A 21,559-nucleotide genomic window follows, 5' to 3' on the forward strand; every position below is an offset into this window, starting at 1 on the left:
GATGACCGCGACCCGCACCACCTGCGCCTATTGCGGCGTCGGCTGCGGGATCGTCGCGACGCGCACCGGCGCGCGTTCGGTCGAGATCAAGGGCGATGCCGAACACCCCGCCAATCGCGGGCGGCTCTGCTCGAAGGGCACGCATCTAGGCGAGACGGTGGGACTCGAAGGGCGGCTGCTCCATCCGATGATCGGCAAGCGCCGGGCGAGCTGGGACAAGGCGCTCGACCTGGTGGCGAAGCGCTTCAAACAGGCGATCGCCGAGCATGGGCCGGACAGCGTCGCCTTCTACGTCTCGGGCCAGTTGCTGACCGAGGATTATTACGTCGCCAACAAGCTGATGAAGGGGTTCATCGGCTCGGGCAATATCGACACCAATTCGCGGCTCTGCATGTCGAGCGCAGTGGCCGGCCATGTCCGCGCGTTCGGCGAGGACGTGGTGCCGGCGAGCTATGACGATCTCGACGCCGCAGACCTGATCATCCTGGTCGGATCGAACACTGCCTGGTGCCATCCGATCGTCTATCAGCGCATCCGCGCGCGCTGCGATGCCGGGGCGAAGCTGGTCGTCATCGATCCGCGCCGCACCGAGACCTGCGAAGGCGCCGACCTCCACCTCGCCATCCGCCCGGGCAGCGACGTCGCGCTGATGAATGGGCTGCTCGCGCATTGCCGCGAGGCCGGGCTGGTCGACGAGGCCTATCTCGCCGCGAGCGTGAATGTGCCCGACAATTTCTGGGACCAGGTTGGAGAGGGAAGCGACCTGTGGTCGGTAGCGCGGACATGCGAAGTGCCGGCTGCCGACCTCAGGCGCTTCTACGATCTGTTTGCGCAGAACCCGCGCACCGTCACGCTGTTCAGCCAGGGCATCAACCAGTCGATCCGCGGCACCGACCAGGTCAACGCGATCACCAATGTCCACCTCGCAACCGGCCGGATCGGCAAGCCCGGCGCGGCGCCCTTCTCGATCACCGGCCAGCCCAATGCCATGGGCGGGCGCGAAGTCGGCGGGCTCGCCTCCAGCCTCGCGTCGCACATGGATTTCGCGCCCGAGAACCGCGCCCGCGTCCAGCGCTTCTGGGCCTCGCCCGCGATCGCGCAGAAGCCGGGGCTCAAGGCAGTCGACCTGTTCCGCGCGATGGGCGAAGGCCGGATCAAGGCGCTGTGGATCATGGCCACCAACCCTGCCGTCTCGATGCCCGATGCCGGCGCGGTGCGCGAAGCATTGGCGCGCTGTCCTTTCGTCGTGATCTCCGACGTGATCGCCGAGACCGACTGCACGCCCTTCGCCCATGTCCGCCTGCCCGCCACCGGCTGGGGTGAGAAGGACGGCACCGTCACCAATTCGGAGCGGCGGGTCAGCCGTCAGCGCCCGATCTTCGAGGCGCCGGGCGAGGCGCGGCCCGACTGGTGGATCGTCAAGGAAGCCGGGCGCCGCATGGGCTGGCCCGGCGATTTCGCTTATGTCCGCCCCGCCGACATCTTCCGTGAACACGCCCGCCTCTCCGCCTATCAGAATGACGGTGCCCGCCTGTTCGACCTCGGCGACAAGGTCGCGATCGGCAATGCCGATTACGATGCGATGCCGCCCTTCCGCTGGGGCGGCGACGCCTTTGCCGATGGCCGCTTCCCGACCCCCGATGGCCGCGCGCGGCTGGTGCCGGTGGTGCAGATGCCGCTGCCCGCCCCGCTCGCCAATTGGCCTCTGACGCTCAACACCGGCCGCTATCGCGACCAGTGGCACACGATGACCCGCACCGGGCTCAGCCCCAAGCTCTCGCGCCACCGCGAGGAGCCTTTGGTCGAGGTCCATCCCGAGGACGCCGCGGCTTATGGGCTCGAGGATGGCGGCCTCGCCCGCGTTTCCACGCCGCAGGGCGCGAGCCTGTTCCGCGTCACTCACAGCACCGGCCAGCGTCGCGGCGAGATCTTCACGCCGATCCACTGGACCGACCGCCAGTCGACCGGCGGCCGCACAGGCCTGCTCCCCCGGCCGCTGGTCGATCCGCATTCGGGCCAGCCGGGTTTCAAATCGACGCCTGCGAAGATCGAGGCGGTTGCGCCCGCGTGGCGCGGCTTCCTGATCACCACCGAGGCGATGGAACGCCCCGATTGCCTGTGGGCGACGCGCGTCTCGGTGCCCGGCGGCACACTTTACGAATTGGCCGGCGACGGCGACGCGCGCGCGATCGAGTCCAGCCTGCCGCGCGGCGACCGGGTCGAGAGCTTCGACCGCGCGCGCGGCTCGCACCGGGTGGCGGTGATGCGCGAAGGCCGGCTGGTCGCCGCGCTGTTCCGCACCGAGCGCGGCATGCTGCCGAAACGCGACTGGTTGATCGAACAGCTTGGCCAGGCCGCCAATGCCGCATTGCTCGCCGGCGCGCCGCCGGGCGCGCGCGAGGATCGCGGGCCGATCATCTGCCTGTGCTTCGATGTCGGGCTGAAGACCATCGTCGCCGCGATCGGCAGCCAGCGCCTCACCAGCGTCGAGGCGGTCGGCGCAGCGCTGTCGGCGGGGACGAACTGCGGATCGTGCCGCCCGTCGATCCGCCGGATCCTCGAGGAAAACAGGAGTGCCGCCAATGGATGAGGTCATACGCCCCGGCGAGGTCTGGCTGATCGGTGCCGGTCCCGGCGATCCGGACCTGCTCACGCGCAAGGCCGAGCGGCTGCTGCAGGCCGCGAGCGTGGTGTTCCATGACGCGCTGGTCGGCCCCGGTGTGCTGGCGCTGATCCCCGAGAGCGCGCGCCGCGTGCCTGTGGGCAAGCGTTCCGGCCGGCATTCGAAGGACCAGAACGCGATCAACGCGCTGCTTGTCGAAGCCGCGCTGGACGGTGAGCGCGTGGTGCGGCTCAAGGGCGGCGATCCGTCGATGTTCGGGCGTTCGACGGAGGAGATCGCCGCGCTCGGCGCGGCCGGCATCCGCACGCATATCTGCCCCGGCATCACTGCCGCCAGCGCCGCCGCCGCTTCCGCCGGCATCTCGCTGTCGCTGCGCGGACTGGCTCGCCGCGTCCAGTTTGTCACTGCGCATCTGCGCGCCGGCGAGCCGCTCACGCTCGACTGGGCGGCGCTCGCCGATCCCGGCTGCACCACCGCCTTCTATATGGGCCGCAGCGCCGCGGGCGAGATCAGCCGCCAGCTGATCGCCGCCGGGCTGAACGGCGCGACCCCGGTGCTGGTCGCTGCCGATATTAGCCTGCCGGGCGAGCAACTGCTCCACACAAGGCTCGACCTGCTGCCGATCGCCGCAAACGCGCTCGCCGAGGGAAAGCCGACACTCATCCTGGTCGGCGACGCAGTGGCGAGCGGTTCCCGCCAAACCGTCGCTGCGCTGGCGGAGCGTTGCCGGTGAAGCATGTCCCCGCGCCCTGCGCCGCGACGCTGGACTTCGATGCGGCGCTCGCGATCCTCGCGGCGATCGCCAGGCCGCTCGGCACCGAGAGCGTCCGGCTCGCCAAGGCCGGGCGGCGCGTGCTGGCCGAGCCGGTCCATGCAGCGATCGACATTCCCGCGCGCGATCTGGCGGCGATGGACGGCTTTGCCGTGCGCGAGGCCGACCTCGCCGAGGGGCTGCGCAGCTTCGCCGTGATCGCCGCCGCCTATCCCGGTGCGTCCTGGGCCGGCACGCTCGGCAAAGGCCAGGCCGTGCGCATCATGACCGGCGCGCCGATGCCCGCCGGCGCCGACCGCGTGCTGATGCGCGAGCTGGTGACCACGCACGACGACGCGATCCTGCTCGACGGCCCCCTCCCCGCCAAGCCGCATGTCCGCACACGCGGTTCCGATACGATGGCGGGCAGCGCGCTGCTTCCCGCCGGCAAGCTGCTCGATCCGCGCGCATTGGTCGTCGCCGCGGCGGCCGATGCCGATCGCTTGACCGTCTGGCGACGGCCCCGCGTGCGCGTGATCGCGACCGGCGACGAGCTGGTAGCCCCGGGCTCGGCGCGCGCGGCCGGTGGTGTGCCCGACAGCCTGTCCGAGGCGGTCCTCCTGATGGCGCGCCAATGGGGAGCGGCCCCGATGGGCGCGGCGCTGGTGCGCGACGATCCCGCGCTTCTCACCACCGCCGCCGAAGACGCGCTCGAGACCGCGGATGTCCTCGTCCTGTGCGGCGGCGCCTCCCGGGGCGACCGCGACTTCGCCAAGGCGGCGCTGGCCCCGCTCGGCCTCGCTCCCGGCTTTGCCGATGTCGCGATCAAGCCGGGCAAGCCGGTCTGGTTCGGCAGCATCGGGACGAAGCTGGTGCTCGGCCTGCCCGGCAACCCCACCGCGGCGATGACCGTCGCGCGGCTGTTCCTCGCGCCGTTGCTGACTGCGCTCGGCGGGCGCGGCGTGGGTGCCGCGCTGCCCTGGCAACGCGCCGCGCTCAGCGAGGACATTCCGGCAGCGGGCGACCGCGAAGCGTTCCTCTGCGCCGAATGGCTCGACGACGGCGTGCGGTTGCTCGCCCGCCAGGCGGCGTCCGACCAGTCGATGCTCGCGCGCGCCGACGCGCTCGTGCGCATTCCCGCGCACGCTTCGGCGATGCCGGCGGGTACCCCGGTCGAGCTGCTGCGCTTCTGATGCGGATCCTCGGCGCGGTCCTCGCGGGGGGGCAGTCGACGCGCTTCGGCAGCGACAAGGCACTTGCGACGATCGACGGTATCGGGCTGATCGATCACGCCGTCTCGGCGCTGGCCGCGCACGCCGGCAGCGTCGTCAGTTGCGGGCGTCCCTGGCGCGAACTCGACTGGATCCCGGACCGTCCCCTGGGCGGGGGCGGCCCGCTTACCGGGCTGAACGCCGCGCTCCACCTTGCCCGAAAATCCGGCTTCGACGCGGTGCTCTGCGCGCCGCTCGACGTGCATCCGCTATCCAAGGCGCTGCCGCTGCTGGCCGGCGCGCGCTGCGCCGTGTTGCGGACGCAATGGACGATCGGGCTCTGGCCGACCGCGCTCGCCCCGGCGCTCGATCGTCATCTCGCAAGCGGCGCGCGGTCGATCCGAAGCTGGCTGCATGCCGCCGACGCCGCCTTCGTCGAGGACGCGCATCTGGCGCTCCGGAACATCAACACCGCAAGCGACCTTCCCGGCGCCCAGCGCGATTTTTCGCCTTTCCTGCAATAGCCTGTGGGAGACTTCGAACTTCGCGTATACGCTTGCTCCAGATGGGAGCGCAGCATTGAATCGGGATCTCGATGTCCGCACCTGATCTGTCGCTGCTCGGCAAGCGCCGCTTCGGCCCGCTTTTCGTCGTGCAGTTCCTCGGCGCGTTCAACGACACCGCGCTCAAATATGCGATGCTGTTCCTCGCCAGCTACACGCTCTACGCCGACGCACCGGCCAGGGCGGCGATGCTCGCGACGATCGCCACCGGCATCTTCATCCTCCCCTATTTCCTGTTCTCGGCGCTCGGCGGCGAGCTCGCCGACGGGATCGACAAGGCGCGGCTGATCCGCTGGGTGAAGCTCGCCGAGATCGGCTTCATGCTGCTCGGCCTCGCCGGACTTTGGCTCCAGTCGATCCCGCTGCTGCTCGGCGCGCTGTTCTGCATGGGCTGCCATTCGACGATCTTCGGGCCGGTCAAATATTCGATCATGCCGCAGCATCTCGCGCCGGACGAACTGCTCGGCGGCACCGGACTGATCGAGGGCGGCACCTTCCTCGCGATCCTGGGCGGGCAGCTGCTCGCCGGACTGGTCACGCCGTGGCAGGCGGGGCTCGCCTGCACGCTGCTCGCGGTGCTCGGCCTGCTCGCCAGCCTCGCGGTGCCGCCTGCCCCACCGGTCGCCCGCGTGCCGGTCACGCGCAACCCGTTTGTCAGCACCTGGCAGGTGCTGCGCACCGCGCACGACACGCGCGAGGGCTGGATCGCGATCCTCGGGATCAGCTGGTTCTTCGCGGCCGGCGCAGTGGTCTCGTCCGAGCTGCTCCCGCTCGTCTCGGGGACGCTGGGTGGCAGCGAGCGCGTGGTGACATTCTTCCTGATCATCTTCTCCGTCGCGATCGCGGCCGGATCGATGCTGGTCAACCGGCTGCTCGGCGGCCACGCCTCGGCGCGTTTCGTGCCGATATCGGCGCTGGCGATGGGCGGCTTCCTGATCGACCTGTGGCTGGCGAGCAGCGGCTTCGTCGTGCTGCACCGCCATGCCGGCATCGCCGAATTCATGGCCTCTCCCGGCAGCTGGCGCATCCTGGTCGACCTGGCCGGCCTCGCAATGGCCGGCGGCATGTTCGTGGTACCGCTCTACGCGATCCTGCTCGCCAAGAGCCCGCCAGCTGCCCGCTCCCGGGTGATCGCGGCCAACAACATCATGAACTCGGTGGTGATGGTGCCGGTGGTGCTGATCGCGACGGTGCTGCTCGGCAAGGGTTTCAGCGTGGCCGAGGTGATCGGCATGACCGGCGCGGCGACGCTGCCGGTGGCGCTGATGTCGCTGTGGCTGAAGCCGCGCGCCGCCTCCTAGATCCGCGCCACGGCAGGTTTTTCAGGCCGTAACCCCGTTCCTGCCCGCGCTTTTCCCCTTCGGCAGTTGATCCCCACCGCTTCCGCGCCATAGTGGCGGCGATGACCAAGAAAGTGGCAGCCAAGGGCGAACAGGGGCGCAAGAGCGGAGGCCGGCTGACGATGCAGGACATCGCCCGGCTGGCGCAGGTTTCGACGCCGACCGTCTCGCGCGTGCTCAACGGCAGCCCGCTGGTGACGGAAGAGACGCGCGAGCGGGTGATGGCCGTCGCCCAGGCGCATGGCTATGCGGTCAACCGCAACGCCGCCAAGCTCCGCCATACCCGCACCAACACCGTGGCAGTGATGCTCGATTTCGGGTCGCACCGGCACGGCGCGATCGGCGATCCCTTCGTCTTCGAGCTGCTTGCCGGCGTGTCCGAGGCACTGTCGATCCGCAACCAGGACCTGCTGCTCTCCCCGCCGGGGCTCGAGGATGTCCGCGCGTTCCGCGATTTCTACCAGGCGCGCGGTGCCGACGGGTTCATCGTGCTCGGCCAGGGCACCCGCGACACGATGCTGCGCGAACTCGGCCGCAGCGATGTGCCCCTGGTCGTCTGGGGTGCCGTCGCGCCCGATGCCGGCTATTGCTCGATCGGCAGCGACAATTTCCTCGGTGGCGAGCTCGCCGGCCGCCACTTTCTCGCCCGCAAGCGCAAGCACTGGCTGTTCGTCGGCGACATTCGCCACGAGGAGCTGCGCCTGCGCTACGAGGGGCTCTGCGCCGTCGCCAAGGACCATGACGATGTGACGGTCGACTTCCTGCCGATCGCCTCGATGGCATTCCACGCCACTGCCGACACGGTCGCCGCCTATCTCGCCGCCGGCCGCCAGCCCGATGCAGTGTTCGCCTTTTCCGATACCGCCGCCATGGCGGTGATCGGATCGTTCAAGGAACGCGGCCTCACCGCCCCGCGCGACTATGCGCTGGTCGGGTACAATAACATCCCGCCCGCCGCCCATTTCAGCCCGGCGATCACTACGATCAACCAGAAGACCGATGTCGCCGGCGCACTGCTCGTCGAGAAGTTGATGCAGCAGGTCGATGGCGGCCGCGCGCGCTCGACTACCTTGCCCACCGAGATCGTTGTTCGGGATACCTGATCCCTGATCCTCAATCGTCACCCCGGCCTTGTGCCGGGGTCCACCACGCCGCGACGACTGAATTCGAGTTTCTTGACCTTGGTTTGCCTCCCGGTGGACCCCGGCACAGGGCCGGGGTGACGGGGATTGAGAAAGGCGTGTCCTCCCAAAGGCAGTCGCCAGCACTGATGTCCGGTAATCGGCGCGTGATCCTTTATCCTTGAAAACGATATCAAAGAGCCTGTATCGCGATTCCCATAAGTGTTGGGGAGCGGGTGTTGGCTCGAGTATTGAACGGCGCGGAAGATGGTGTGCTCTTCGCGGAGGACGGTTGGTCGCTGGATGTGATCGGCGACGACTCGGCACGCGAAGGCTGGGCCGCGACGATTCTCGCACTCTCCAACGGCGCGATCGGGGTGCGCGGCGCGCTGGAGGAGCGTGCCGAGGCCTCGACGTTCCTCGCCCATGCCTATGAGCAGGCCCCGATCCATTATCACGAGAAGCTGAAGGGCTTCGCGACCCGCAGCGATTCCCGCGTGCCGGTGGCTGAGGCGCTGGGCCTGGAGGTGCGGCTCGACGGCGAAGCAATCGATTTCACGAAGCTCCGCCCGGCGACGCGCCGCACGCTCGACCTGCGCGCCGGCATGCTCCGCCGCGAGACGCGCTGGTCGTTCCCCGACGGCCGGCTGCTCCGCATCCGCACCGAGCGGATCGTGCCGCTCGACGGCAGCACCTTGCTGATCCGCCGCCTGCGTGCCGAGATCGACGGCGAAGGCAGCGTCACGCTCCACCCCCGCCTCGCCCCCGCCCCGAGCGGCGCCACCCAGTCCGACGATCCCCGCATCGGCGTGAACCTCGCCTCGCGCGGCTTCGAGACCGAGCAGGCGGAGGACGACATCGTCGTCGAGCGCCTGCCCGGCAGCGGCATCGGTGTCGCCGCCGTGCAGCGCAGCCGCGAGGAAGATGGCTGGCTGCTCGTCACCACCGGCTTCGCCGCCGGCCGCAACAGCGCGGATACGCTGACCGGCCAGGCCACGGCGCTTGCCGACACGGCGCTGTCGCAGGGCTTCGACGCTGCCGCCCAGGCGCAGGCCGCGCTGTTGGCGCGCTTCTGGGCCGCCGCCGACCTCGGCATCGCCGGCGAGCCGCGCCTCGCCGCGACGCTGCGCGCCAACCTATTCCACCTCTTCGCTTCGGCCGGGCGCGACGGCCAGTCGAGCGCCGCCGCCAAGGGCCTGACCGGCGAAGGCTATGAGGGCCATTATTTCTGGGACACCGAGGTGTTCATGCTGCCGGTGCTTTCGGTGCTCGCGCCCGAGATCGCCCGCTCGATGCTCGTCTACCGCGCGAACACGCTTGAGGCCGCCTTCGCCAATGCCCGCGCGCTCGATCACAAAAAGGGCGCGCTCTACGCCTGGCGCACGATCGAGGGCCGCGAATGCTCGGCGCATTATCCCAGCGGATCGGCGCAGTACCATATCAACGCGGCCATCGCCTTTGCGATCGGTGCCTATGTCGATGCGACCGGCGATGAGGCTTTCCTGGTCGAGCACGGCGCACGCATGCTGGTCGAGACCGCGCGGATCTGGCTCGCGCTCGGCGACTGGGCGGACGGCAGCTTCCACTTGCGCGGCGTCACCGGCCCTGACGAATATACCGCGCTGATCGACGATAATTGGTACACCAACCGGATGGCGCAGAAGCATTTGCGCCTCGCGGTATCGGCCGCCGCGCGCGTCGCCGAGATCGATGCCGAAGCCTGGGGCTGGCTCGCCGCCGAGATGACGCTGGAGGAAGGCGAGCTCGCCGACTTCGCCCGCGCCGCCGATGCGATGCACCTGCCCTATGACGCCGCGCGCGACATCGATGCGCAGGACGCCAGCTTCCTGAGCAAGCCGCGCTGGGACGTGGCCGGCACCCCCGCCGCCGAATTCCCGCTGCTGCTCCACTATCACCCGATGACGCTGTACCGGCATCAGGTCTCGAAACAGGCCGATCTGGTGCTCGCCATGGTGCTGGGCGGCGAGGAGATCTCGCTCGAGCGCAAGCGCCGCGTGTTCGACCATTACGAGCCGATCACCACGCATGATTCCACTTTGTCCGCCTCGACCTTCGCGATCCTCGCGAACGAGGTCGGGCATCAAGCGCAGGCGCTGGACTTCTTCGCCGAGACCAGCCTGGTCGATGTGGACGATCGCCACGGCAATACCGGCCATGGCGTCCATATGGCGGCGCTCGCCGGCTCCTGGCTGGCACTGGTCTGGGGCTTCGCGGGTTTCCGTCCCTATGGCCCCGCGCTCCGCTTCCGCCCGACCTGCCCGGCATCCTGGGCCGGCTACAGCTTCGGCCTCAGCTGGCGCGGCACATTGGTGCGCGTCGAAGTGGTGGGCGAGCAGGTCACCTACCGCGTCGTCTCGGGCCCCGACATCGTGATCGGCCATCACGACAGCGAGATCGCCCTCGCTACCGGCGAGAGCTGGACCGGGGCATTGGCGGGATGCTGAAGGGCGTCGCCTTCGATCTCGACGGCGTGCTGACCGACACGGCGCGCGCACATTACCGCGCCTGGAAGAAGCTCGCCGACACGCTGGGCATCGCGTTCGACGAACATGCCAATGAGGCGCTCAAGGGCGTCGACCGCATGGGCAGCCTCGCACTGATCCTCGGCGACCGGCGCGGCTTTGATGAGGCCGAGCGTATCCGCCTCGCAACGCAGAAGAACGCCTGGTATCTCGAGGAAATCGCCCATTTCGGCCCCGAGGACCTGTTCCCCGGCGCCAGCGAGGCGCTCGACCAGTGCCGCGCCGCCGGTCTCGGCATCGCGCTTGCCTCCGCCAGCCGCAACGCGCCGCTTTTGATCGCGCGGATGCAGGTGGCTGATCTGTTCGACACGATCATCGATCCCGCCAGTCTCGCCGCCGGCAAGCCCGCGCCCGACATCTTCCTCGCCGCTGCCGACGCCCTCGGCGCGGCTCCGCACGAGATGCTGGGTGTCGAGGATGCCCCGGCCGGGGTCGAGGCGATCCATGCGGCGGGCATGAAGGCGCTGGGCGTCGGCACCCGTGCCGCGCTGCCCGATGCCGACTGGATCATCCCGGCAATCGCCGATTTCGAGCTTGCCGATTACTCGGCCTGACCGCTCCCTCCCGTCATCCTTCCCCCTACATCCCGGGATGACGGACCTTAGTTCCCCGGCGAAGGCCCAGTATCGGGCCGCTTGCCAGGCCCGGCCTTCTCCGGGGAACCATCTTCTCAGGCCGTGCGCGTCAACTTCTCCAGCCGAACCAGCGCCAGCGCGATCAGCGCCAGCGGCACCAGCACCAGGTAGAAGGCGGTCTGGCCGGAGAAGCGGTCGAAGGTGAAGCCGGTGATGAACGATCCGATCGTGCCGCCCAGTGCCGAGAAGATCACCATCAGCCCGACCATCGCGGCGTGGCGCTCGCGCGGCAGCGCGCTCAGCACTACCGACGAGACGATCGGGTAAATCGGCGCCATGAACACGCCGATCAGCGGGAAGATGTATGCGGCGATCGGCGCGTCGAACCAGCCCATGTCGGCGCGCGGCTTCAGGCCCTGCGTCGTCGGCAGCGTCAGCAGCACCAGCGCCGCGATCAGCGCCAGGCAGCCGAGCAGCAGCTTGAGCCAGCCGAGCCGCGCGACCAGTCCGCTCGCGCTCAGCCGCCCCACCGCCAGCGCGGCGACGAAGATGCTCGACGCCTGCACGCTCATCGCGCCGGGCAGATGCAGCACCTGGTTGTTGAAGGTCGGCAGCCAGGTGCCGACGCCCTGCTCGATCAGCACATAGAGGAAGATCGCGGTGAGGAAGGCGATGGTCGAAGGCAGCACGAGCAGCGCCAGCGCGTCGCGATAGCCGCTCGGCCCCTCCACCGGCTTTGCGGCGCCCTCGTCGAGATCAGCGAACCACCACAGCACCGCTGCGAGCACCGCCAGCACGGCGATCACCCGGTAGACGCCGAGCCAGCCCTGCCCCGTCGCGTCCTGCCCGATGAACCAGCCGAACAGCCAGATCCCGGCGAGGATGCCGACCATGAACACGCCTTCGATCAGCGAGGTCAGGCTGGCGTGCCGCGCCGGATCGGGCCGCACGAGCCCGATCGAGCTATAGGTCGCCACCTTGGCGATGCCGAAGCACAGGCCGACCAGCACGAAGAAGATCTGCATCGCCCAGAAGCTGTTCGCGAAGCTGATCGCCACCGCCCCCGCCGCGACCGCGAGCATCACCCCGATCTGGGCCCGCCGGAAGCCGAAGCGCGGCAAATTGGTCGCGAACAGGAAGGAAGCGACCACGACCGACAGGTCCTTGCACGCCTCGAGCGTCGCCGCCTGCGGCTTGGTCACGCCATAATGCGCGATCGACTGGAGGATCACCGTGCCGACGCTGTTCATCAGCAGCCCGAGCAGGGCGTAGCTGGTGATCAGGGCGGGTACCGCCCAGGCTGCGCGCTTCATGTCGATCCTCTCCGTCTCTGTCGCGCACGAGCCAAGCAGATCATGCAATGCATTTCAACGCCCGCGTCAGGCCGCCTCGAATTGGCTGTGGAGTTCCTCGTCTCCCGCACCCACCCAAAGGTCGAACGCCCCCGGTTCAACCCGCCACTGCCCATCGGCGGCGACCAGTGCCAGCTCGGCATAGGGAATGGCGAGCGTCACCACCCTCCGCTCACCTGGATCGAGGGGGACACGCGCATAGGCCTTCATCTGCCGCACCGGCCGCGTCCGGCTGGCGACGCGGTCATGGATATCGGCGCGGACAAACGCCTCGCCCCGCCGCGCCCCGGCATTGGTCACCACCACCCGGACCTCCACCGCCTGGCCCTGCGTCACGCGCGCCGGCACGTGCAGCTCGGCGAGCGCGAAGCGCGTATACCCCTGCCCGCTGCCGAACGGGAACAGCGCCCGGTCCGGCGCATCGCGCCAATGGCTGCGGCCGGGCTCCATCGGGTCGCTGTTCGGCGCAGGCCGCCCGGTGCTCCGCCGGTCATAGGACCAGGGCTGCTGCCCAGTGGCGAGCGGGAAGCTGACCGGCAGGCGCCCGGTCGGTTCGCGCACCCCGAACAGCACATCCGCCACCGCCGCCCCGGTCTGCTCGCCGAGGAACCAGGTGCACAGCAGAGCCGGCGCCTCGCGCACCGCGCCTTCCAGCGCGAGCGCCCGTCCGCTCTTGAGCAGCACCACCACCGGCGTGCCCGTCGCCGCCACCGCCTCGGCCAACGCCTGCTGCGCCGCCGGCACTGTGATCTCAGCGCGGCTATTGCCCTCCCCCGACATGTCGCCCGCCTCACCGATCGCCAGCAGCACGACATCGGCGCCCTTGGCCGCCGCCACCGCCCGCGTGATCCCGCCGGCCAGCGGCTCGTGCACCCCGCTCCCCGCCTCGACCACCAGCGGCGCATCAAGCAATGCCCGGATACCGGTAGCCAGATCGATGCCGTCCTTCGCATCGCCGGCGAACGACCACGGCCCATTTAGGTTCGCCTTGTCCGCCCCGAACGGCCCGATCAGCGCGATCCGCTTGCCCTTGCGCGGCAGCGGCAACAGGTCGCCCTCGTTGCGCAGCAACACGATCGACCGCGTCGCCACCTCGCGCGCCACCGCCCTGATCGCCGGCGTCGCCGTCCGCCTCTTCTCCGCACCCGCATCGAGCGAGCGGAACGGATCGTCGAACAGCCCCAGCGCTTCCTTCAGCGCCAGCACCCGCCGCACCGCCTCATCGACCCGCGCCATCGGCACCTTGCCGCTCTCGACCAGCCCCGGGAGGTATTTGTTGTAGAAGCCGCTCTGCATCGAGACATCGACGCCCGCCAGCATCGCCAGCCGCGCCGCATCCGCCTCGTCGCTCGCCACGCCGTGCGCGATCAGCTCGCGATCGGCGTCATAGTCCGAGACGCAGACGCCGGCGAAGCCCAGTTCGCCGCGCAGCACGTCGGTAAGCAACCAGCGATTGGCGGTCGCCGGCACGCCGTTGAAGTCGGTGAACGAGGCGATCGTCGCCCCTGCCCCCGCGCCGAACCCGGCCGCGAACGGCGGCAGATAGGTCTCGCGCAACTCGGCCACGCTCATGTCGACCGCGGCATATTCCATCCCGCCGCGCACCGCCGAATAGCCGGCGAAATGCTTGGGCGTGGCGAGCAGGCTGTCCGCCCTGCGCAGATCCGCCCCCTGGAAACCCCGCACGCGCGCCGCGGCAAGCTGGCGGTTGAGCAGCACATCCTCGCCCGCCCCCTCGGCCACCCGCCCCCAGCGCTGGTCGCGCGCGACATCGACCACCGGCGCGAAGGTCCAGTGCAGCCCGCCCGCGCTCGCTTCCTCCGCCACCGCCCGCGCCGCGCGCTCGGAGAGTTCGGGATCGAACGCCGCCGCCTCGGCGAGCGGGATCGGGAAGATCGTCCGGCAGCCATGGATCACATCGGCCGCGAAGACGAGCGGGATGCCGAGCCGGCTCTTGAGCGCCGCCGCCTGTGCCCGCCGCGCGCCCGCCACGCCATATCCGTTGAACAACATCCCCACCCGGCCCGCACGAATATCGGCGAGCATCGCATCGGCCCCGCGCGGATCGACCACGGGGTTGAACACCGCGCCGACCGGGCGGATCTCGTCGTTGAAGCAGCTGAGCTGGCCTGCCTTCTCGGCGATCGTCATCCGGGCGATCAGCCCGTCGATCCGCGCCGACGACGCCCGCGCCGCCACGGGCAGCAAGCCGAGCAGCGCGGCCTGCGCCGATCCGGCCAGCAAGGCGCGCCGGCCGATTCGCATCCCGGCCCCGCCGCGCGCGCTTTTCTGTGTCAAAACCTCTCTCCCGCGTGACGAACCCTTGCAACGAAGGCCGCCGAAAGCCGTTGGAATCCGGACCTGTTGCACCAGCGCACCACTGGCTGGCAAATTGTTCGTGACAGTTGCAGAAAACGATTTCATTATGTGGGCGTCGTGACTAATCGAGCGGGATCAACCCGCCGGACAGTCCGGCGATAACTCGGTTGGGGAGGATATATGTTGCTTTCCGTTCGCGCGGGCGTTCGCGCCGCGCTGTTGGCCAGTGCCGCCATGCTGCCGCTCGCCGCCCAGGCCCAGACGGCCACCACCGACGCGGCCACCCCCGCCGCGCAGGATGATGCCGCCGACGAAGGCCAGATCATCGTCACCGGCCAGACCACGCCCAATCGTCCGCTGATCACTGCCTCGGCCGACATCACGCTCGCCAACCGCGAACTGATCGACCAGAAGGCCCCGCGCTCGACCGCCGACCTGCTCGAGATGGTCCCGGGCATCTTCGTCGAGGCGACCGCCGGCGCGGTTTCCAACAACTATTCGGTCCGGGGCCTTCAGGGCGGCGGCCAGCGCTTCGTCCAGCTCGAAGAGGACGGCATGCCGATCCTCTACGGCGGCGGCGGCGCCGACTTCTTCTTCGACCAGGACCTGACCATCGATCGCCTCGAAGCGGTCAAGGGCGGTTCGTCGGGCGTGCTCACCGTCAACGGCGCGGGCGCGACGATCAACTTCATCTCGAAGGCCGTGAACCATGAGCGTCCCGAGGGTGCGGTCCGCTTCACCGGCTACAACTACGGCCTGAAGCGCGCCGACGGCTATTACTCGCAGCCGATCACCGACAAGCTGGCCTTCAGCGTCGGCGGCTATATCCAGTCGAGCCCGGGCGTTCGCAAGAACACCAACGACTATGCCGGCTGGCGCCTCAAGGGCACGCTCGAGTACAAGTTCGACGATGGCGGCTATATCCGCCTGTCGGGCAAGGGCGGCGACATGAAGAACGCCTATTATGCCGACCAGCCGTACAAGTTCACCGACGGCAAGCCGGGCAGCGTTCCCAGCCTCGACACCCAGTTCGGCAATGTCGGCGGCCGCGCCTTCTCGAACATCGCCGTGCCGGTCTCGACCTTCGCGCATTCGAGCGGCACTCGCGAATTCAACTATGACGACGGCATCGTCTCGAAGACCTGGCAGGCGCGTCTCGACTTCGAGAAGCCCATCTCGGACTCGGTCACGCTGTTCGGCCATGGCCGCTATCTCGACTATTCGTACGACTTCAACGGCCTGTTCCCGGGTTCGGGCACCGGCAATGCAGGTCTGACGAGCGCGGTCAATTATCTCACCCCGGGTGCGACCTCGCCGATCAACGATCTGCTGACCGCCGGCCAGGCCGCCTTCCCCACCACCGTGCGCTTCGGCATCAAGAACCTGCGCACCGGCCAGATCATCGGATCGAACCAGACCGCGCTGCTCAATGCGCTGAACGGCAATAGCTTCCTGCAGCGCACCACGCTCAACCACGACGCCATCGACGCCTATGACCTGGGCTTCAACGTTGGCGGCCGCTGGAACTTCGAGAGCGGCAACTTCAAGAACTCGCTGACCGCCGGCGTGATGTACTACAAGACCAAGCGCGACCAGGACCAGTCGGCGACCGCCAGCGTGGTCAACGACGTCCGCACCAACAGCGACGTCTATGACATCGTGGCGCTCAACGCGACCAACGGCGTCATCGGCACGCTGTCGGACAACGGCCTGGTCTCCTATGGTGACTGGGGCGCGGGCATCCGCAGCCGCCAGGATGACAGCCTGTCGCTCTATGTGAACGACGAGTTCTCGATCGGCGATCTGCACATCGACGGCGGCGTGCGCTGGGAGCAGGACAATGCCACGGCATGGGACGGCAACCAGGCAGCGGTGAACCAGGCGGTCCAGCCTGGCACCGCGGGCGTGCTGACCACGGTCGGCTCGACCTGGGACGGCACCTACACCGTGCGCAAGGCGAAGAAGAAGGCGGTGGCCTACACCGTCGGCGCGAACTACCTGATCACGCCGAACTTCTCGGTCTATGCCCGCTATGCCAACGGCTTCCAGATGAACAACGTCGATGCCATCACCGGCATCGAGCTGTACGAAGCCGGCGTCCGCGCGCAGATGGGCCGCATGTTCTCGGGCTCGGCGACGGTGTTCCGCACCAACTTCAAGAACCAGAACTACAATTTCGCCGATCCGGTGAACCCGTCGGTGCAGAGCAACATCAATGCCGATCTGCGCACCAACGGTGTCGAGCTCGACCTGAACTTCCGTCCGATCAACGCCTTCTCGATCGACTTCCAGGGCGTGTTCCAGGATCCGAAGCTGGTCAATCTGGCGATCAACGGCGCCAACCAGAATGGCTTCGAAGGCAATCGTCCGGAACGTACCCCGGCGCGCCTGTTCACGATCACGCCGAGCTACAAGCTGCCGAACGGTCTCGGTGAGATCTATGGCCGCTACAAGTATATCGGCAAGATCTACGCCGACGCCGGCAACGGCGTGGCCCTGCCGAGCTACGGCGTGACCAGCGTGGGCGCCTCGTTCAACCTCAGCAAGCAGCTGCAGGTGAGCGTGAACGCGGACAATATCTTCAACGTCATCGGCCTCACCGAGGGTAACCCCCGCCAAGGCCAGACGCAGGCGATCACCGACGGCTATTTCTACGCCCGCGGCATCGTCGGCGCGACCTATGGTGGTTCGGTCACGTTCAAGTTCTGATAGCCCGCAAGGGTTGCAAGATGGGGGCGCGGCAACTGAAAGGTTCGCCGCGCCTTTCCATATCCGGAAGACAAGAGGAGAGACGGATGCGAGGTTCGATGCGGTTGCTGCTGGCGGGCGGGCTGCTGCTCGCGGGCACGAGCACGGCGGCGCTGGCGCAGAAGCGCGCGGCGAAGGCGCCCGAGCTGGCCTACAGCCTGACCGAGGGACAGAATCTCAACGCCTTCGTGCGCGACGGCAAGGTCGCGGCGCATCTGCTGCTGCGCAACGGCAGCGATCCGCGCATCCTCGTCGCTTTCCCGGCCGGCAACAGCGGCGTCGGCCTGTGGTTCCAGCCGCTCGCCCGCGCTGCGACGTGGCGGCTCGATCAGGCCCCGCGTCCGGTCACGCTGGCCGATGGCAAGGGCCGTCCGCTTCATGGCATCGAGAGCATCGCGACGATCGACGCCGCCCGGCTCGCGCCCAAGCAGGCCGTGCTCTCCAATGTCCGCTTCCTGCGCGACTACCAGTCGGTCGGCCGCTTCCCGGCCGAAGTGACGGCGCCCGTCCGCATCGAGGGCAACCGCATCCTCTATGCCCGCGACCGCGTCGACGGCGCGCCGGGCTACCGCCTGGAGATCCAGGTGCTGGGCGGCCGGATCGAGAATGGCGAGATCGTCGCGGGCGCGAATGGACGCATCCGGCTGCGGATCGTTGCGGCGACCGGCGATACGCCACTGACCGGCCTCAGCAAGGCGGAGCTGCTCAATACCAAAGCAGCCACCGATCCTGCCGCGCGTAACGCGCTCGCTTTCCTCAGCTACCGGGAGAAATTCCTGGCCGGCTCGTGGCGCTTCGATACCTATTTCGGCCGTGACACGCTGATGTCGGTCCGCCTGCTGATGCCCGCGCTCAAGGGCGCGGCGGTCGAGGCCGGGCTCGGCGCGGTGCTTGCCCGGCTCAACCCCGGCGGCGAAGTCGCGCACGAGGAGGGGCTCTCCGAATTCGCGCTGATCGACCATGCCCAGCACAAGCAGTCCGGCGGTGCCGCCGCGACGCTCGATTACGGTATGATCGATGACGATTACATGCTCGGTCCCGTCTCCGCCGACTATCTGCTCGGCCCGGCGACGCGGGCGGCGGCGCAAACTTTCCTGGCCAAAAGGGTTCACAGCGAAGCGAATCCGGGTGGTACCGAGCCGGCCGGAACCCTCCTGGTGCGCAACCTTCGCTACGTTATCGATCAAGTGCGTCCATTCGCCGAGGACCCGCGCTGGAGCAACCTCGTCGCGATCCACAAGGGCCGCCTGACCGGCCAGTGGCGCGACAGCGAGGAAGGGCTCGGCCGCGGCCGCTATCCCTATGATGTGAATGCAGTTTTGGTCCCCGCCGCGCTGGAAGCCGCCGACAAGCTGATGCGCGCCGGGCTGCTCGACGCCTATCTGACTCCGAAGGACCGCACTGCCCTTGCCCGCGCCCATGCCATGGCCGCCATTTGGCGCAGCCAGGCCCCCGGCCTGTTCGCGGTCGAGACCCCCGGCCCCGAGGCCGCCGCCCAGGTCCGCGACTATGCCGCCCGTGTCAGCGTCCCCGCCGGGCCTGCGCTGGCCGCACTCAAGGGTCAGGCACTGCGCTACCACGCGATCGCGCTCGACGATCACGGCAAGCCGGTGCCGATCCTCAACTCGGACGAGGGCTTTTCCCTCCTGTTCGGCCATCCCGATCCGGCCGACCTCCAGACCTATGTCGGCGCGCTCGCCCGGCCCTTCCCGGCAGGCCTGATGACCGATATCGGCCTGCTCGTCGCCAACCCGGCGCTGGCCAGCACTGAGGTGCAGGACCGCTTCACCCCGGGCGCCTATCACGGTGCCGTGGTGTGGTCGTGGCAGCAGGCGCTGTTCGCCGCCGGCCTCGAGCGCCAGCTCGCCCGCACCGACCTGCCCCCCGCCACCCGCGCAGTGCTGAAGGATGCCCAGAGCAAGCTCTGGCGAGCGATCCAGGCCACCCGGGCGACGCAGAGCTCGGAGCTCTGGTCCTGGGCCTATGAGAATGGCCGCTACAAGGTCGTCGCCTTCGGCGCCGGCAAGGCGGACGTCGACGAGTCCAACGCCGCCCAGCTGTGGAGCACCGTCTATCTCGCCGTCCAGCCGCCCAAGGCTCCCGCGAAGAAGCGCTGAGCCTCGATCAAACACCCCACCTGCCCGTCATCCTCCCCGGGATGGCGGGCAATTTTTAGGTGGCAGACAGGAAGGCGGTGACCGTCAGTCGCCCCGTCGCCGGATCGCTATCCAGCACCGCTCCCGGCGGAATTGCTCCGCTGTGGAGCAGCGCGCTGCGGTAAATCACCGCGCGATTATACCGCGCCTCGACATGCGCGATCCGCTCGAACAGCGGGCTATCGCCAAACGGATAAGCCGCGTCCGGCGGTTCGGCGCGTAGCTCGGCATTGAGCGTGGCGAGATACTCCGCCGAGCGCGCTGCATCGATCGTCTCGAAGCCGGTGGCGCGGTGCCGGAAGAACGCGGTTCCGTCCCCTTCCGAGAGGTAGTGGACCAGCGCGATCCGCCCCGGCTGCACGGCATCGATATGCGGCAGGCGTTGCTCGACGCCCAGCTCGCCCGGCAGCGTGGTCACGATAGAGAAGCTCGCGTCGAGCAGCTGGACACCCGCCACCCCAAGCACCTCGCGCAACACCGGCACCAGCGCCGGCCGCACCTTGGCGAAATAGTCCGCCGGCAGCGGCGCGCGGATACCCGGATAGTGATGCCGCCCCGGCTCGAACGCCGCCGCCAGCGCCGCCGCACGCAGCGCATCCGGATCGGGATGGAAGCCATCGACGATCGCGATCGGCTGCCCTTCGGTGCCGATCCGCCGCGCGACGATGTCGGGCTTGGTCACCCGGCCATCGCCGCCGCCAGCGCCGCGTCGTGCAGCGGCAGCGTCGGCGCGGCGCGCTGGATGACTTCGGCGACCTGGCGGACCTGCGCGGTGTTCGCCGCACTGTCGAGCACATCGGCGAGCGGGTTATAGTCCTGCGCCACGATGTCCTGGCCGTTGAGTACCGCCAGCCAGCTCGCGTCGCGGAACAGCTCCTCGCTGCCCAGCATCAGCCGGCCCGAGCGGCGATATTGTTCCTCGCGCGCCACGAGGCTCTCGGGCAGCGCCATCTCGCGGCGCTCGACCCAGAAGGGCTCGGTACGGCCGGGATTGGCGTGGTAATGGAGGATCAGGAAGTCCTTGATATTGTCCATGTCGGCACCCAGCAACGCGTTGTACCGCTCGGCCAGCATCGGATCCATGTCGCGATCGGGAAACAGCGTCAGCAGCTTGGCGATGCCGCTCTGGATCAGATGGATCGAGGTCGATTCCAGCGGCTCGAGGAAGCCCGAGGACAGGCCGAGCGCCACGACATTGCCCACCCACGCCTTGCGCCGCGTGCCCGCCTTGAAGCGCAGCATCCGCGGCTCGGCCAACGCCTCGCCGTCGAGATTGGACATCAGGATACCGGTCGCTTCGTCCTCGCTCATGAAGCGGCTGTCGAAGACATGGCCATTGCCGATCCGGTGCTGGAGCGGGATGCGCCATTGCCAGCCTGCCGGGCGCGCGGTGGAGCGGGTGAAGGGCGTCGTTTCGTCGAGCCGCTCGCACGGCACCGCCACCGCACGGTCACAGGGCAGCCAGTGCGACCAGTCCTCGAACGGACTCTGCATCACTCCATCGATCAGCAGCGCGCGGAAGCCCGAGCAATCGATGAACAGCTCACCTTCAAGCCGATCGCCGCGCTGGGTGGTGAGCGCGGTGACCAGCCCAGTCTCGGAATCTCGCTCAACGTCCTGGAGCTTGCCCTCGACGCGGGTGACCCCGGCCGCCTCGGCGATACCGCGCAGATGTCGTGCATAGAGGCTTGCGTCGAAATGATAGGCGTAGCCCAGCGTCGACAGAATCGAGCGCGCATCGCCCGTCGGCATGGCGAAGCGCCCCTGCCCTGCCAGCTCCGCGGCCAGCGAGAAAGCGGACAGCGGCAGGTCGAGCCCTTCCGCCCGCGCCTTGGCCCAGCGGTGGTGGAAGGCGACGCCCTGGAAGCGCACGCCATAATCGCCGAACGGGTGGAAATAGCGGTGGCCGGGGCGCACCCAGTCGACGAATTCGATGCCCAGCTTGAAGCTCGCCTTGGTTTCGCGAAGGAACGCACCCTCGTCGAGCCCGATCAGCTGGTTGAACCAGTGGATTGTCGGGATCGTCGCCTCGCCGACGCCGACGATGCCAATCTCCTCGGACTCGAGCAGCGTGATGTTCAGCGTTCGCCCGAACTGGCGGGCCAGCGCCGTCGCGGTCATCCACCCGGCAGTTCCGCCGCCCAGGATGACGACCGAGCGCACGCGCTGCGAAGGGGCATCGGATACAGTCATGGAATCGATTTCTCGCCTGCGATTTCACGACCGGCTTAGCGGCGCGACCAGGCTCTGGCGACCA

14 protein-coding genes are annotated in these 21,559 nt (G+C 68.7%); 10 read left to right on the forward strand and 4 right to left on the reverse strand.

The window, feature by feature from the left end:
* Position 1 precedes the first annotated feature (1 nt).
* The 8 genes from HZY97_RS14395 (at position 2) to pgmB (ending at position 10,706) form a co-directional block, all read left to right on the forward strand.
* Entirely contained in the window at positions 2–2,590 is a 2,589-nt protein-coding gene (locus HZY97_RS14395) for a nitrate reductase (protein ID WP_180145054.1), read from the forward strand.
* Entirely contained in the window at positions 2,583–3,356 is a 774-nt protein-coding gene (gene cobA, locus HZY97_RS14400) for a uroporphyrinogen-III C-methyltransferase (RefSeq protein ID WP_218943077.1), read from the forward strand. Before HZY97_RS14395 ends, cobA begins: the two co-directional genes overlap by 8 nt.
* A complete protein-coding gene (locus HZY97_RS14405) occupies positions 3,353–4,567 on the forward strand; it encodes a molybdopterin molybdotransferase MoeA (RefSeq protein ID WP_180145061.1) in 1,215 nt (404 codons plus the stop codon). The genes cobA and HZY97_RS14405 overlap by 4 nt, the downstream gene beginning before the upstream one ends.
* Positions 4,567–5,109 carry a molybdenum cofactor guanylyltransferase gene (locus HZY97_RS14410; protein ID WP_180145065.1) on the forward strand — a complete coding sequence of 181 codons (543 nt, stop codon included), beginning with the start codon at positions 4,567–4,569 and terminating at the stop codon, positions 5,107–5,109. Before HZY97_RS14405 ends, HZY97_RS14410 begins: the two co-directional genes overlap by 1 nt.
* A gap of 71 nt (positions 5,110–5,180) precedes the next feature.
* The gene (locus HZY97_RS14415; RefSeq protein ID WP_257215087.1) at positions 5,181–6,449 is read left to right on the forward strand and encodes an MFS transporter; all 1,269 of its coding nucleotides are present in this window, start codon (positions 5,181–5,183) and stop codon (positions 6,447–6,449) included.
* Between the two features lie 101 nt (positions 6,450–6,550).
* Positions 6,551–7,591: a LacI family DNA-binding transcriptional regulator gene (locus HZY97_RS14420; RefSeq protein WP_180145068.1), complete on the forward strand. Its 1,041-nt coding sequence runs from the start codon at positions 6,551–6,553 to the stop codon at positions 7,589–7,591.
* Between the two features lie 257 nt (positions 7,592–7,848).
* Positions 7,849–10,074 carry a glycoside hydrolase family 65 protein gene (locus tag HZY97_RS14425; protein WP_180145071.1) on the forward strand — a complete coding sequence of 742 codons (2,226 nt, stop codon included), beginning with the start codon at positions 7,849–7,851 and terminating at the stop codon, positions 10,072–10,074.
* On the forward strand, positions 10,068–10,706 hold the full coding sequence (gene pgmB, locus HZY97_RS14430; RefSeq protein ID WP_180145073.1) for a beta-phosphoglucomutase: 639 nt from the start codon (positions 10,068–10,070) through the stop codon (positions 10,704–10,706). The genes HZY97_RS14425 and pgmB overlap by 7 nt, the downstream gene beginning before the upstream one ends.
* Before the next feature lie 116 nt (positions 10,707–10,822).
* Here the strand turns inward: pgmB and HZY97_RS14435 are convergent, their stop codons facing one another.
* Positions 10,823–12,040 (reverse strand): sugar MFS transporter, encoded by a 1,218-nt coding sequence (locus HZY97_RS14435; RefSeq protein ID WP_180145075.1) that lies wholly within the window; start codon positions 12,038–12,040, stop codon positions 10,823–10,825.
* A 66-nt stretch (positions 12,041–12,106) separates the two neighbouring features.
* Positions 12,107–14,344, reverse strand: coding sequence for a glycoside hydrolase family 3 N-terminal domain-containing protein (locus HZY97_RS14440; protein ID WP_180145079.1), 2,238 nt, complete (start codon positions 14,342–14,344; stop codon positions 12,107–12,109).
* A gap of 234 nt (positions 14,345–14,578) precedes the next feature.
* Between HZY97_RS14440 and HZY97_RS14445 the strand changes: the two genes are divergently transcribed.
* Complete coding sequence (locus tag HZY97_RS14445) at positions 14,579–17,107, forward strand: TonB-dependent siderophore receptor (protein ID WP_180145082.1); 2,529 nt, start codon at positions 14,579–14,581, stop codon at positions 17,105–17,107.
* Between the two features lie 86 nt (positions 17,108–17,193).
* Positions 17,194–19,263: a hypothetical protein gene (locus tag HZY97_RS14450; RefSeq protein WP_180145085.1), complete on the forward strand. Its 2,070-nt coding sequence runs from the start codon at positions 17,194–17,196 to the stop codon at positions 19,261–19,263.
* 55 nt (positions 19,264–19,318) lie between these two features.
* Here the strand turns inward: HZY97_RS14450 and HZY97_RS14455 are convergent, their stop codons facing one another.
* Positions 19,319–19,984: a DUF6445 family protein gene (locus HZY97_RS14455; RefSeq protein WP_180145088.1), complete on the reverse strand. Its 666-nt coding sequence runs from the start codon at positions 19,982–19,984 to the stop codon at positions 19,319–19,321.
* Positions 19,981–21,495, reverse strand: a complete 1,515-nt coding sequence (locus HZY97_RS14460; RefSeq protein WP_180145092.1) for a tryptophan halogenase family protein — start codon at positions 21,493–21,495, stop codon at positions 19,981–19,983. The genes HZY97_RS14455 and HZY97_RS14460 overlap by 4 nt, the downstream gene beginning before the upstream one ends.
* Positions 21,496–21,559 lie beyond the last annotated feature (64 nt).

Source organism: Sphingomonas sp. R-74633 (assembly GCF_013416555.1).
Taxonomy (GTDB): Bacteria; Pseudomonadota; Alphaproteobacteria; order Sphingomonadales; family Sphingomonadaceae; genus Sphingomonas.

Coding starts and splice junctions, on each gene's coding strand:
- HZY97_RS14395 (WP_180145054.1), top strand. CDS start 2: ATGACCGCGACCCGCACCACCTGCGCCTATTGCGGCGTCGGCTGCGGG.
- cobA (WP_218943077.1), top strand. CDS start 2,583: ATGGATGAGGTCATACGCCCCGGCGAGGTCTGGCTGATCGGTGCCGGT.
- HZY97_RS14410 (WP_180145065.1), top strand. CDS start 4,567: ATGCGGATCCTCGGCGCGGTCCTCGCGGGGGGGCAGTCGACGCGCTTC.
- HZY97_RS14415 (WP_257215087.1), top strand. CDS start 5,181: ATGTCCGCACCTGATCTGTCGCTGCTCGGCAAGCGCCGCTTCGGCCCG.
- HZY97_RS14420 (WP_180145068.1), top strand. CDS start 6,551: ATGACCAAGAAAGTGGCAGCCAAGGGCGAACAGGGGCGCAAGAGCGGA.
- pgmB (WP_180145073.1), top strand. CDS start 10,068: ATGCTGAAGGGCGTCGCCTTCGATCTCGACGGCGTGCTGACCGACACG.
- HZY97_RS14435 (WP_180145075.1), bottom strand. CDS start 12,040: ATGAAGCGCGCAGCCTGGGCGGTACCCGCCCTGATCACCAGCTACGCC.
- HZY97_RS14440 (WP_180145079.1), bottom strand. CDS start 14,344: ATGCGAATCGGCCGGCGCGCCTTGCTGGCCGGATCGGCGCAGGCCGCG.
- HZY97_RS14445 (WP_180145082.1), top strand. CDS start 14,579: ATGTTGCTTTCCGTTCGCGCGGGCGTTCGCGCCGCGCTGTTGGCCAGT.
- HZY97_RS14450 (WP_180145085.1), top strand. CDS start 17,194: ATGCGAGGTTCGATGCGGTTGCTGCTGGCGGGCGGGCTGCTGCTCGCG.
- HZY97_RS14460 (WP_180145092.1), bottom strand. CDS start 21,495: ATGACTGTATCCGATGCCCCTTCGCAGCGCGTGCGCTCGGTCGTCATC.